The organism is Curtobacterium citreum (assembly GCF_006715175.1).
Lineage (GTDB): Bacteria > Actinomycetota > Actinomycetes > Actinomycetales > Microbacteriaceae > Curtobacterium > Curtobacterium citreum.
Window position 1 is genome coordinate 3,493,112 of record NZ_VFMQ01000001.1, and the last position, 13,100, is coordinate 3,506,211.

9 protein-coding genes are annotated in these 13,100 nt (G+C 72.7%); 1 reads left to right on the forward strand and 8 read right to left on the reverse strand.

The window, feature by feature from the left end; translation table 11 throughout:
• The first annotated feature begins 4 nt into the window (after positions 1-4).
• Positions 5-1,519 (forward strand): ICP22 family protein, encoded by a 1,515-nt coding sequence (locus FB462_RS16545; protein WP_141863084.1) that lies wholly within the window; start codon positions 5-7, stop codon positions 1,517-1,519.
• A 131-nt stretch (positions 1,520-1,650) separates the two neighbouring features.
• Here FB462_RS16545 and FB462_RS16550 read toward each other — a convergent pair whose 3' ends face one another.
• The 8 genes from FB462_RS16550 to sucC form a co-directional block, all read right to left on the reverse strand.
• Positions 1,651-2,076, reverse strand: coding sequence for a DUF805 domain-containing protein (locus tag FB462_RS16550; RefSeq protein ID WP_141863086.1), 426 nt, complete (start codon positions 2,074-2,076; stop codon positions 1,651-1,653).
• Between the two features lie 37 nt (positions 2,077-2,113).
• Positions 2,114-3,922 (reverse strand): ABC transporter ATP-binding protein, encoded by a 1,809-nt coding sequence (locus tag FB462_RS16555; protein ID WP_114849551.1) that lies wholly within the window; start codon positions 3,920-3,922, stop codon positions 2,114-2,116.
• A gap of 131 nt (positions 3,923-4,053) precedes the next feature.
• The gene (locus FB462_RS16560; RefSeq protein ID WP_114849398.1) at positions 4,054-5,877 is read right to left on the reverse strand and encodes an ABC transporter ATP-binding protein; all 1,824 of its coding nucleotides are present in this window, start codon (positions 5,875-5,877) and stop codon (positions 4,054-4,056) included.
• Between the two features lie 640 nt (positions 5,878-6,517).
• Entirely contained in the window at positions 6,518-8,152 is a 1,635-nt protein-coding gene (gene purH / locus FB462_RS16565; protein WP_114849397.1) for a bifunctional phosphoribosylaminoimidazolecarboxamide formyltransferase/IMP cyclohydrolase, read from the reverse strand.
• Positions 8,149-8,742 (reverse strand): phosphoribosylglycinamide formyltransferase, encoded by a 594-nt coding sequence (purN, locus tag FB462_RS16570; RefSeq protein WP_114849396.1) that lies wholly within the window; start codon positions 8,740-8,742, stop codon positions 8,149-8,151. The genes purH and purN overlap by 4 nt, the downstream gene beginning before the upstream one ends.
• A 31-nt stretch (positions 8,743-8,773) precedes the next feature.
• Positions 8,774-10,822, reverse strand: coding sequence for a cell division protein PerM (locus tag FB462_RS17835; RefSeq protein ID WP_141863088.1), 2,049 nt, complete (start codon positions 10,820-10,822; stop codon positions 8,774-8,776).
• Positions 10,823-10,968: 146 nt separating this feature from the next.
• Complete coding sequence (gene sucD / locus FB462_RS16580; protein ID WP_058741263.1) at positions 10,969-11,856, reverse strand: succinate--CoA ligase subunit alpha; 888 nt, start codon at positions 11,854-11,856, stop codon at positions 10,969-10,971.
• 14 nt (positions 11,857-11,870) lie between these two features.
• Positions 11,871-13,040 carry an ADP-forming succinate--CoA ligase subunit beta gene (gene sucC, locus FB462_RS16585; RefSeq protein WP_114849394.1) on the reverse strand — a complete coding sequence of 390 codons (1,170 nt, stop codon included), beginning with the start codon at positions 13,038-13,040 and terminating at the stop codon, positions 11,871-11,873.
• Between the last annotated feature and the right edge of the window lie 60 nt (positions 13,041-13,100).

A 13,100-nucleotide genomic window follows, 5' to 3' on the forward strand; every position in this document is an offset into this window, starting at 1 on the left:
CACCATGCTCAGGAAGAACCACGTCATCGCCACGACCGCCGTCACGGTCGGTCTCCTCTGCGCCGCGGCAGCTCCGGCATCGGCAGCGACGAACGCCTTCGGAACCGCTGCGACCGCCAGCGCGTCCGCCCGTGCCTCGTCGACGATCCCCGGCAGCTCGACCGAACTGCGCTACTTCGGCGGCGTGCCCGTGCTCGACCTCGGCGACTCGCGACTCGCCCTTGCGTCGTCGCGCTCGGTCGTCGTCTCGGGAGTCGCCTCCGCCGCCGGCACCTTCCACCTGTCGGACGGTGACCGTGAGCTCTGCAGCGTCGCCACGCAGGGGCTGGCCTTCGTCTGCGAGATCCCGGACCTCGCGCCGGGGGAACGCGAGCTGCACGCCTTCGTCACGACTCCCGACGGCAGCCGCACCGCCGAGGACGTCGTGCTCCTGCGCGCCCGCGTCGAGAAGCCCAACGTCACCTCCGCCACCCGCCACGGTGACGTCGCCGTGATCGAGGGCACCGCGACCCCCGGCGCGCACATCACCGTCGCGACCCCCTCCGACGACGCCACGGTGGCCGAGGCCGACGCGAACGACGGCACGTTCCGCGTGGAAGCACCGGTGCGACCGGGCAACGCCGACGAGGACGACGCCTTCCGCGTCCGCGCCACGGTCGACCTGCCCGCCGACCAGCAGGGCGACCCCGAGGACTCGCTCGGCACCAGTGCGTGGACCCAGGTCGACGTCGACGACCAGGGCGGGACCCCCGACCCCGGCACCGGCGGCCCCAGCGACGTCGTCACGCCCCCGACCGACGTCGACCCCGGCTTCACCCCGCAGCCCGGCGACGGCGGCGAGACCCCCGACCCCGGCGACGGCGGCGAGGGCGAGACCCCCGGTGACGGCGGCGAGGGCGAGACCCCTGACCCCGGCACCGGCGGCCCCAGCGACGTCGTCACGCCCCCGACCGACGTCGACCCCGGCTTCACCCCGCAGCCCGGCGACGGCGGCGAGACCCCCGACCCCGGCGACGGCGGCGAGGGCGAGACCCCCGCACCGGTCGACCCGATCCAGTGGATCATCCCGACGGATGACGGTGCTGGCTACACCTCGCTGCAGGTCCGCGGGGAACCGGGCACCTCGGTCACGGCGACCACCCCGACGGGCGACACCGTCCGCGGCCGCCTGGACGGCTCGGGCTCCGCACGCCTGCAGCTGCACCTGCCGTCGCAGTTCCGCTGGAGCGTGCAGGTGACGGCCGAGCACGACGGTGCCACGGCCGAGCGCACCGTCGAGGTGGGCACCGGCCCGCGCGCCGACCAGGGCACCCTGGTCGCGACCGCCGTCTCGAAGGGCTACGAATCGCAGATCTGGTTCGCGGGCGCGACCGGCTCCGTCACGATCTCCTACGACGGCCAGACGACCACCGCGTCCGGCAACGAGAGCGGCTGGGGCCGGTACGTCTACGGACCGAAGGCCGGCACCGTCGTGACGGTCACGGACGCCTCCGGAGCCTCGACGACCATCACCGTCTGAGACGACCGGACCCGCCCGGACGGCTGAACCGACGGCCGGCACCGCGGTCCCGCGGACCGCGGCGCCGGCCGTCGCCGTCGTCCGGGTGGTCCGTCGCCCCCGCACGCACGACGGACGGGACGCGGGGTCGATCAGGCGTCGAAGCGGGTGCCCTCCGCCTTCGACGGCAGCAGGAACAGGACGAGCAGGACGAGCGCGCCCACGACGGGCAGCAGGAGCAGGAACTGCCAGAAGCCGGACCGGTTCGCGTCGTGCAGGCGCCGGGCGCCGAGGGCGAGCGAGCCGATCAGCGTGACGAGTCCCCACAGCACGAACAGGTACGAGCCGACCGGGTTCTCGAGCACCGGGGATCCCGGGGTGAACGCCTGCGGCACGAGCTGCAGCACCAGGCCGACCACGAACGACGTGACCCACCACCACCAGAACTCCGAGCGGGACGCCCGGCCGGTGAACACGGTGTACTTCCGCCAGAACCGCCGGACCGCCTCGGTGAAGGGTGCCCCGTAGAAGGGGTCGCGCAGGGCGACGCCGCCGGGCTGCACGCTGTCGTTGCTCATCCCCCAAGACAACCACGTGCGTGCAGCCCGGCGGGCGTCACACGAGCGAGTCGCGCCAGGCCGCGTGCAGCTGGGCGAACCGGCCGGTCCCCGCGATGAGGTCCGCCGGGGTGCCGTCCTCGACGATCCGGCCGTGCTCCATCACGAGCACCCGGTGCGCGATCGCCACGGTCGACAGCCGGTGCGCGATGATCACCGCGGTCCGGTCGGCGAGCAGCGTCTCGAGCCCCTCCTGCACGAGCCGCTCGGACGGGATGTCGAGCGACGCGGTGGCCTCGTCGAGGATGAGCACCTTCGGGTCGGCGATGAACGCCCGGGCGAAGGAGAGCAGCTGGCGCTGCCCGGCCGACACCCGACCGCCGCGCTTGTTCACGTCGGTGTCGTACCCGTCCGGCAGCGCCATCACGAACTCGTGCGCGCCGACGGCCTTCGCCGCCCGCTCCACCTCGGCACGGGTCGCACCGGGCTTGCCGAGCGCGATGTTGTCCGCCACCGAGCCGGAGAACAGGTACGCCTCCTGCGTGACCATGACGATGGCGCGGCGCATGTCCTTCGGGTCGAGGTCGCGCAGGTCGACGCCGTCGAGCCGCACCGCGCCGGTGGACGGGTCGTAGAAGCGCGCCATGAGCTTGGCGAGCGTCGACTTCCCGGCACCGGTGGACCCGACGAGGGCGATGGTCTGCCCCGCCGGGATGTGCAGCGTGAACTCGGGCAGCACGACCTTGTCGGCGTTGTACGCGAACTCGACGCCGTCGAAGTCCATCCGCCCGGAAGCGTCCGGCAGCTTCGTCGGCTTCACCGGGTCCGGCACGGACGGCTGCTCCTCGAGGACGCCGGAGATCTTCTCCATCGCCGCCGAGGCCGACTGGTACCCGTTGTAGAACATCGCCAGTTCCTCGGCCGGGTCGAAGAACCGCTTGGCGTAGAGCGCGACGGCGAGCAGCGCACCGATCTCGAGCGACCCGCCGACGACCCGGTAGCCGCCGACGATGACGACCGCCGCGAGGCACGCGTTGCCGATGAGCACCAGTCCGGGGTCGAACGTCCCGAACAGGTTGAACACCTTCGAGTTCGCCTGCCGGTACGTCTCGACGTAGCCGCCGTACTCGTCCTTGTTCCGCGACTCCTTCCGGAACGCCTGGACGGCCCGGATGCCGGTCATCGTCTCGACGAAGTGCACGATGACCCGCGCCGAGGTCGTGCGGGTGGCCCGGAACAGCGTCTGCGACCGCTTCTGGAACCACCGGGTCAGGAACCACAGCGGCACGAGCGACACGGCGAGCACGATCCCGGACGTCGGGTCGAGCACGACGAGCGCGATCGCCGTGAACACCATGTACAACACGCCCTGGATGAGCTGGTTCAGCCCGGAGTCGAGCAGCTCGCGGATCGAGTCGAGGTCACTCGTCTGGCGGGAGATGATCCGGCCGGACGTGTACGTCTCGTGGAACTCGAGCGAGAGCCGCTGCGTGTGCAGGAACACCCGCTTCCGCAGGTCGAGCAGGATCGCCTGGCTGATCCGCGCCGCGAGCACCGTGTACCAGGCGGTGAGCACCGCGCCGACGACCGCGATCGTGACGTACAGCGCGACGACCACGAACGCCGGGGTCCAGTCGGACCGGTCGAGCACGGCGGGCAGGGCGTTGTCGATGCCCCACGCGACGAGCGCCGGGCCGGCCACCTGCCCCGCGGTCGAGACGACCACGACGACCGCGATGCCCCAGAGCCGCGCCTTCAGGGGCGCGGCGAGCGACCCGAGGAGCGCGAGCGAGCGTCGGCGCAACCGCGCGCTCTCCGCCTTCGTGAAGTCGTTGCGCTCCTCGCCGCGCACCCCGTGCACGGTGATCGACGCGGTGACGGGGGCTGCTGCCTCGGCCGCCTGCGTGCCGGTGCCGGCGTGCGCGACCGGCACCGTGCCTCCCGGCTGGGGGTCGACCACCTGCGGGGTCGCACCCTGCGTGGGATCCGTCTGCTGGCTCATGCCATCGCCTCCTCTCGGGCGGGCGCATCGTCCTCGTCGAGCGAGGAGATGACGTAGCGGTAGTGCTCGTTGGTGGCCATCAGCTCCGAGTGGGTGCCGACGGCGGTGATCCGGCCGTTCTCCATGAGGGCCACGCGGTCGGCGAGGGTCACGGTGGACGGGCGGTGGGCGACGATGAGCGACGTGGTGTCCGCGAGGACCCGGCGGAGCCCGGCCTCGACCCGCGCCTCGGTGTCGACGTCGAGCGCCGACAGCGGGTCGTCGAGCACGAGCACCGACGGCCGCGCCGCGATCGCCCGGGCCAGCGCCAGACGCTGCCGCTGGCCGCCGGAGAGCGACAGGCCCTCCTCCCCGACGCGGGTGTCGACGCCCTCCGGGAGCTCGTCGACGAAGGACGCCTGCGCGATCTCGAGGGCCTCACGCATGATCCGCTCCGCCTCGTCGCCGGACAGGTCCGGGCGACCGAGCAGCACGTTGTCACGCACGCTCGTCGAGAAGAGCGTGGCGTCCTCGAACGCGACGCCGACGTGCCGACGGAGTTCCTCCCGGGTGAGGTCGCGGATGTCGACGCCGTCGATCGTGATCGAGCCGCCGGTCACGTCGTAGAGCCGCGGCACGAGCGAGAGCAGCGTTGTCTTGCCGCACCCGGTCAGGCCGACGAGCGCCATGGTCTCGCCCGGCTGGAGCTCCAGCTGGACGCCGTTCACCAGGTCCGGGAACTGCGCCGGCGAGTCCTGGTAGCGGAAGTGCACGTCGTTGAACGACAGCGCACCGTGCGGCTCGGCGATCGTCCGCGGGTGTTCCGGGTCCTGGATCGTGTTCTCGGAGTCCATCACCTCGAAGAACCGGTCGACCGCCGTGCGGGTGTCGAACGTCATCGAGAGCAGGAAGCCGATCGACTCGATCGGGAACCGCAGCACGGTCGCGGTCGCGAAGAACGCGAAGAGCTGCCCGACGGTGAGCTCGCCCTGCGACGCCAGCCAGATGCCGGCGAGCAGGCAGAGCGCGAAGGCGACGTCCGGCACGAGGAGCAGCCAGAGCCACAGGCCCGCGATCGCCCGGGACTTCTCGATCTCGGTACCGCGCAGCGCCTCGGCCTGCTCGGTGAACTCGTCGAGCTTCGACCGGCCGCGACCGAACGCCTTGAGCACGCGGATGCCGTGCACCGACTGCTCGACGCTCGTCGCGAGGTCGCCGACCTGGTCCTGGGAGCGGCGCGTGATGATCGAGTAGCGGCGCTCGAACAGGATCGCGGTGACCCAGATCGGCACGCACGCGACGAGGAAGACCAGGCCGAGCAGCCAGCCGAAGCTGAACAGCACGACGAAGCCGACCACGATCGTGACGGTGTTCACGACGAGCAGCACCACGCCGAACGCCAGCCAGCGTCGGATGAGCGACAGGTCGGACACCGAGCGGGACAGCAGCTGCCCGGACTCCCAGCGGTCGTGGAACGCGACCGGTAGGTCCTGCAACTTGTTGTAGAGCGCGTTGCGCATGCTCGACTCGATCCGCGTCGAGGGGCGCATCACCATCCGCCGACGGGCGGCGATGAAGAACGCCTCGAGCACACCGAGCGCCAGGACGGCGAGCCCGGCGGGCAGGATGAGGTTCCGGTCGCCGCTCGAGAGCGGACCGTCGACGAGCCCCTGCAGGACGTAGGGGATGGCGAGGGCCACGAGCGAGGCGCCCATCGCGACGGCCATGCCGCCGAGCAGGCGACCGCTGTGCGGTCGGACGTAGGGCCAGATGCGCGCGAGCGCGCGCAGCGTGGAGGGACGGTCGGTGGACGGGCGCGCCTGGTCTGGCGTCTTGGACATGGGTTGCGTCCTCGTGCGTCGTGCCGCGTCCGCCCGGTCTGGTCGCCGCTGCCGCCGACGGGTCACGTCGGTGGGTGGCGGTCCGGCCGGGAGGCACGGTGGGCGTTGCGTGATGGTCGTCGGCCGGGCGCGTGGTCGCGCGCCGTCGCCGTCACGTCGCGTGACGTCGACCGGGCCGGAGGGCACCGGGGGACGCAGTGGTCCCCCGGATTCTCAGCGGGTGGTCCGTGCTCGCCGACGGCGGTCGTCTGGCACGGGGCCGTGGGAGGGGCCTGGCTAGACGGCGGCCGCGGCCGGGGTCCGTCGCGGCATGCGCGCGCGGTACCGGGGTCGCGGAGCGGGAGTGGTCCCCACGAGGGACACGAGACCCGTCCGGGCAGCCGTCGCCACTGTGCCGGTCGTCGTGTCCATCGTCACTCCAGTCGTCGTCTTCGTCACCGTTGTGTCCGCGCTGCCGCCGATCCGACGGGGATCGTCAGCACCTGTTGCGGAGCCTTGCAGACTATTCCGGGGCGGGCGTGTTGCGCAACGGATCCGAGGAAGATTCCTGTTGTTGGACGCGGTGTCGATTCCGTCCGAGCGCGTCGGTCGGCGTCGGTCCTCGTCGGCGTCGGTCCGCGTCGGCGTCGGTCCGCGTCGGTCAGTGGAAGAAGTGGCGCTCGCCCGTGAAGTACATGGTCACGCCGGCCGCCTGCGCCGCCGCGATCACCTCGGCGTCGCGGACGCTGCCGCCCGGCTGGGCGACCGCGCGGACCCCGGCGTCGAGCAGCACCTGCAGGCCGTCGGCGAACGGGAAGAAGGCGTCGGACGCGGCGACGCTCCCCGCGGCCCGCTCGCCCGCACGCGTGACGGCGAGGTGGCAGGAGTCGACCCGGTTGACCTGGCCCATCCCGACGCCGACGCTCGCGCCGCGGTCGGCCAGCAGGATGCCGTTCGACTTCACCGCACGGCTGGCCTTCCACGCGAAGGCCAGGTCGGCGAGGGTCGCGTCGTCCGCCGGCTCCCCCGCGACGAGGTCCCACGTGGACTGGTCGAAGCCGGCGAAGCGGTCGGCGTCCTGCACGAGGAAGCCGCCGGAGATCTGCTTCACCTCGTGCTCGGCGAGCGCGAAGTCCGCCGGCAGCGTGAGCAGGCGGATGTTCTTCTTCTGCGACAGGATCTCGAGGGCCTCGGGGTCGAAGCCGGGGGCCACGACGACCTCGGTGAAGATGTCCTTGACCGTCTCGGCCATCTGCTTCGTCACCGGGCGGTTCGCCGCGATCACACCGCCGAACGCCGACAGCGGGTCGCACGCGTGGGCCGCCGCGTGCGCCGAGGCGATCGGGTCGAGGGCGTCGGCCGGGGCGATCGCGATGCCGCACGGGTTCGCGTGCTTGATGATCGCGACGGCGGGGGTGTCGAAGTCGTACGCGGCCCGGACGGCGGCGTCGGCGTCGACGTAGTTGTTGTACGACATCTCCTTGCCGTGCAGCTGGGTCGCCTGGGCGATGCCCGTGCCGTCGGGGGTCGTGTACAGCGCGGCCGCCTGGTGGGCGTTCTCGCCGTAGCGGAGGGTCGCACGGAGCTCGGCCTGCAGCCGGAGCTCGTCGTCGAACGTGCCGGGGGTCACGACGTCGCCGTCGACCGTCGGTGCCGCGGCCTGCTCGACCACGTCGGTCGCGAAGTACGACGCCACGGCGGTGTCGTAGGCGGCGGTGTGGGCGAAGGCCTGCGCGGCGAGGCGCTTCCGGAGCTCGAGCGTCGTCCCGCCGGCGCGGACGGCCTCGACGACCTCGGCGTACGAGGACGGCGAGACGACGATCGCCACGTTCGGGTGGTTCTTCGCGGACGCCCGGACCATCGCGGGGCCGCCGATGTCGACGTTCTCGACGACCGTGGCCGCGTCGGCGCCGGAGGCCACCGTCTCGACGAAGGGGTACAGGTTCACGACGACGAGCTCGAACGGCGCGATGCCGAGGTCCCCGAGCTGCTGCTCGTGCGACGCGAGGCGCAGGTCGGCGAGGAGTCCCGCGTGCACGGCCGGGTGCAGGGTCTTGACGCGGCCGTCGAGCGACTCCGGGAACCCGGTCACGCTCGACACGTCGGTCACGGCGTACCCGGCGTCGCGGATCGTCTGCGCGGTGCTGCCCGTCGAGACGAGCTCCACACCGGCGTCGGCGAGGGCCTCGGCGAGCTCGAGCAGGCCGCTCTTGTCGCTCACCGAGACGAGCGCGCGCCGCACGGGGACGACGTCGCGGTGGCGGTAGAGGCTGGGGTCGGCGGCGTGCACGCTCATGCGCTCGGGGTGCCCTTCAGGTCGGTGGTGCCGTTGGCGATGTCGAGGATCGTCTGGATGAGGAGTCGGCGTTCGACCGGCTTGATGCGGTCGTGCAGCGTCGACTCGGTGTCGCCCGGCAGCACCGGGATGCGCTCCTGGGCGAGGATCGGCCCGGTGTCGACGCCGTCGTCGACCTGGATCACGCTCGCGCCGGTCTGGTCGACCCCGGCCGCGAGCGCGTCCCGGACGCCGTGCGCCCCGGGGAACTCGGGCAGGTACGCCGGGTGGGTGTTGATGATGGCGGGGGCGAACTCCGACACGACCTGGTGCGGGAGCAGGCGCATGAGGCCGGACAGCACGAGCAGGTCGGGCGACCACGGGCGGATCTGGGCGGCCAGTTCGGCGCCCCAGTCCTGGCGCGTGGCGAAGCGGGAGAACGGGACCGTGAAGGTCGGGATGCCGAACTCCTCGCCGAGCCCCAGGCCCTCGGCGTCGCGGTCGGCCCCGATCGCGACGACGCGTGCGGGGTACTCGGCATCGGTGGTCGCCTGGAGCAGTGCCCGCAGGTTCGACCCGGTACCGGAGATCAGGACGACCAGTTCGAGCACGGGGACCAGCCTAGCGGCGGTGCGCGGCGGACTACGCGTCGTGCTTCGGACGGCGCCACCAGGGCAGCTCGTCCTCGGCGATCTGGTCGGTCGTGTCCCAGCGCGGAGGGCGGGCCGACCGCGCAGGCTCCGCGGTGTCGGCCGATCCCGTGGCGCCCACGTCGGTGCCCGTGACGTCGGTGCCGGTCAGGTCGGTGCCGGTGTCGTCGTGCCGGCTGGCGACGAACTCCTCGGTGCTCCACGGGAACGCGGGCTGCTGCTCGGTGCCCGGCGCGTGCGGGAGCGGTTCGTCCCCGGGGCCCCCGGGGCGGTCGGCGTCCGAACCCGTGACGCGGTCACGCAGGTCCCCGGCACGGCTCCGGACGCCGTCGGCGGCGCCCCGGAGTCGGTCGCGCAGGCTGCTCACACCGCCGCGGGACGGCACGGTCGCCCCCTGCGACGACGGAGCGGGCTCGATGCGCTCCGCCGCGACGGCGTCCGTGCGCGCCCAGGCCGGGAGCGGCACCGCGTCGGACTCCGGCTCGGGCCCCGGCGACGGCTCCCGTGACGGAGACGGTGCCGGTGCCGGTGCCGGTGCCGGTGCCGGAGACGGAGCCGGTACCGGCGTCGGCTCGTCCGCCGGTGCCGGGTCGTCGTGGATCGGCTCGGTCGGGTGGTCGTCCGCCGCGGCACGGGTGGCGGCGTCGTGCGCCTCGTGCACCACGAACCGGTGCGACTGCGTGGACCGTCCGCCGCCGGCGTCGTCGAGGGCCGCGAGGAGCGAGCCGGCACGCGCATCGTCAGCGGCGTCGGCACCGGTCCCGTCGGTCGGGACGTCGTCGTCCGCCTCGTGCCAGCGCTCCCGGCCCCAGCCGCGCTCGGGCAGCCGGACGAGGTCGCTGCCGATCGCGAGCGCGACGACCGCGGGCACGCCGACCTCGAGGGCCGCGAACAGCCCGACGACGAGTCCGTCCGGACCCGCCTGTGCGAGACGACCCGGCCCGAACGACCCGGCGGTCAGCCCGGTGGCCACTCCGGTCAGCAGCCCGGCGACCACGCCGGTCGCCACCCCGGCGAGCGCCCGGTGCAGCGCGGAGTCGTCGGCGCCGAGCGCCCGCACGAGCCGCGGCCGGAGCAGACCGCCGACGACGAACCCGGCCACGACGGGCACGAGCACCCAGAGCAGACCGAAGGTGTGGCCGGCCGCGGGGAGCGCGCCGAACACGGGCAGGCCCGGGATCGGGCCGAGCACGGTGCCGATCGGGGAGACGCTCGAGCCGGTGCCGATCGCGAAGCCGGGTCCGACGAGCCACGCGGTGGCCCAGCCGACCAGGTCGGGCACGAACGCGAGCTGCCCGACGGTGAGCGCGATGCCGCCGACGACCCCCGCGTGCGAGCGCTCGTACAGGGCGATGACGTCGGCGAACGAGGCGAGCAGGACCAGCCCGACCACGAGCGCCGCGACGGCGACGACCACGGCGGTGGCGGCCGTGCCCGCGCGGAGCCCGAACCCGGCGAGCATGCGCCACCGCCCGGGGATGCGGTCGACGAGCGCGAGCACCCGACGGGCCAGGGGGTCCGCCGGCAGCCCGCGGCGCACGCGGCAGACCTCGGACGTCACGAGGGCGGGGACGGCGAACCACAGCGCGGGCAGCACGACGGCCTGCCAGACGGTGGGGTCGGTGGCCGCGGAGCGGGAGGACAGTGCGACAGCGAGCCCGAGGGCCGCGACGACCCCGGTGCCGACGAGCAGGCCCGTCGTCCGGTGCTCGGTCTCGGCGAACCGTCGTCCGGCCCGACCGCCGAGCCAGGCGGTCACGACCGCGAACCCGAGCGCCGCGAGGGTCACGTGGATGGGGGCGGCGGCGCCGTCCACCCCGGACGCGCCGGCCACCGCGGAACCGAGCCGGAAGGTCACGTCGACACCGTGGCCGACGAGCCAGACGCTGCCGGTCGCCTTCCAGAAGACGTCCCAGTCGACCTGCAGGCCGTACTCGAAACCCCAGAGGAGCGTCAGCGGGACGAGCGCGATGCCGATGCCCACGCCGACCGTCACGATCGCCTCGACGGCGGCCAGCAGTGCGGTTCCCAGGCGGTTCATCCGGGCCAGGGTACGTGCCGCCCGGGCCGGCGCGGGCGAGCCGCGCGGTGCCGGTGGACATCCACGCGACCACGGACGCAACGGGAGGCACGGTGCGGGCCCGCACCGTGCCTCCCGTCCGTCCTGGGGTCGGGTGACCGGACCGCCTACGAGGCGGCGACCACCTCGCGCAGCAGCGCGGCCGTCTCGGACGGGGTCTTGCCGACCTTCACGCCCGCGGCCTCGAGGGCCTGCTTCTTCGCCTCGGCCGTGCCCGCGGAACCGGACACGATGGCGCCCGCGTGGCCCATCGTCTTGCCCTCGGGCGCGGTGAAGCCCGCGACGTAGCCGACGACCGGCTTCGTGACGTGCGCCTTGATGTAGTCGGCCGCACGCTCCTCGGCGTCGCCGCCGATCTCGCCGATCATGACGATCGCGGTGGTCTCCGGGTCGGCCTCGAACGCGGCGAGCGCGTCGATGTGCGTCGTCCCGATGACCGGGTCGCCGCCGATGCCGATGGCGGTCGAGAAGCCCAGGTCACGCAGCTCGTACATCATCTGGTAGGTCAGGGTGCCGGACTTCGACACGAGCCCGATCGGACCCTTGCCGGTGATCGTGGCCGGCGTGATGCCGACGAGCGACTCCCCGGGGGTGATGATGCCGGGGCAGTTCGGGCCGATGATGCGGGTCTTGCCGCCGAGGGCCTTGGCGTGCGCCCAGAACGCGGCGGAGTCCTGCACCGGGATGCCCTCGGTGATGACGACGACGAGCGGGATCTCGGCGTCGATGGCCTCCATCACGGCGTCCTTCGCGAACGCCGGCGGGACGAACACGATCGAGACGTCGGCACCGGTGGTGTCGATGGCCTCGCGCACCGAGCCGAACACGGGCAGCTCGACGTCGCCGTGCGTGACGGTCGTGCCGGCCTTGCGGGCGTTCACGCCGCCGACGACGTTCGTGCCGGCCTTGAGCATCAGCGCGGTGTGCTTCGTGCCCTCGCCGCCGGTGATGCCCTGGACGATGACCTTCGAGTCCTTGTTGAGGAAGATCGACATTGCTCTGGTGCTCCTTACGCCGCGGCCGCGGCGAGCTCGGCGGCCTGCTCGGCCGCATCGTCCATGGTCGCGGCGACGGTGACCAGCGGGTGCGCGGCCTCCGCCAGGATCCGACGGCCCTCGTCCACGTTGTTGCCGTCCAGGCGCACGACGAGCGGCTTCGTGGCCGCGTCGCCGAGGATGCCGAGCGCGGCGACGATGCCGTTCGCGACGGCGTCGCAGGCGGTGATGCCGCCGAAGACGTTCACGAACACGCTCTTGACCTGCGGGTCGCCGAGGATGACGTCGAGGCCGTTCGCCATGACCTCGGCCGAAGCGCCGCCGCCGATGTCGAGGAAGTTGGCGGGCTTCACGCCGCCGTGGCGCTCACCGGCGTAGGCGACGACGTCGAGGGTCGACATGACGAGCCCCGCGCCGTTGCCGATCACGCCGACCTGGCCGTCGAGCTTGACGTAGTTCAGGCCGTGGGCCTTCGCCTTGGCCTCGAGCGGGTCCTCGCTCGCGGTGTCCTCGAGCTGCGCGTGCTCCTGGTGCCGGAAGTCGGCGTTCTCGTCGAGCGAGACCTTGCCGTCGAGCGCCAGGATCTGGCCGTCGCCCGTGCGGACGAGGGGGTTGACCTCGACCAGGGTGGCGTCCTCGCCGGCGAAGACGTCGTAGAGCTTCACGAAGACGTCGGCGACCTGGTCCTGCAGCTCCGCCGGGAAGTTCGCCTGACGGGCGATGTCGAGCGCGGCTTCCTTGTTGATCCCGGTCAACGGGTTGACCTCGACCCGGGCGAGCGCCTCGGGCTTCTCGACCGCGAGCTGCTCGATCTCCATGCCGCCCTCGACGCTGACGAGGGACAGGTACGAGCGGTTCGCCCGGTCGAGCAGCACGGAGAAGTAGAACTCCTCGGCGATGTCGGCGCCCTGGGCGACCATCACCCGCTGGACGGTGTGGCCCTTGATGTCGAGGCCGAGGATCGCCTGCGCGTGCTCGTAGGCCTGGTCCGGGGTCTTCGCGACCTTGACGCCGCCGGCCTTGCCGCGGCCGCCGACCTTCACCTGGGCCTTGACGACGACCACGCCGCCGATCTTCTCGGCCGCTGCCTTCGCCTCCTCAGGGGTGTCGGCGATGATGCCCTGCAGCACAGGGACGCCGTAGGACTCGAAGAGGTCCCTGGCCTGGTACTCGAAAAGATCCACGCTGTTCTTCTTCCCGCACGGTTCGTGCGATCGGCATCGGTCATCGGGTCGCGCACTCAA

Coding starts and splice junctions, on each gene's coding strand:
- FB462_RS16545 (WP_141863084.1), top strand. CDS start 5: ATGCTCAGGAAGAACCACGTCATCGCCACGACCGCCGTCACGGTCGGT.
- FB462_RS16550 (WP_141863086.1), bottom strand. CDS start 2,076: ATGAGCAACGACAGCGTGCAGCCCGGCGGCGTCGCCCTGCGCGACCCC.
- FB462_RS16560 (WP_114849398.1), bottom strand. CDS start 5,877: ATGTCCAAGACGCCAGACCAGGCGCGCCCGTCCACCGACCGTCCCTCC.
- purH (WP_114849397.1), bottom strand. CDS start 8,152: ATGAGCGTGCACGCCGCCGACCCCAGCCTCTACCGCCACCGCGACGTC.
- FB462_RS17835 (WP_141863088.1), bottom strand. CDS start 10,822: ATGAACCGCCTGGGAACCGCACTGCTGGCCGCCGTCGAGGCGATCGTG.
- sucD (WP_058741263.1), bottom strand. CDS start 11,856: ATGTCGATCTTCCTCAACAAGGACTCGAAGGTCATCGTCCAGGGCATC.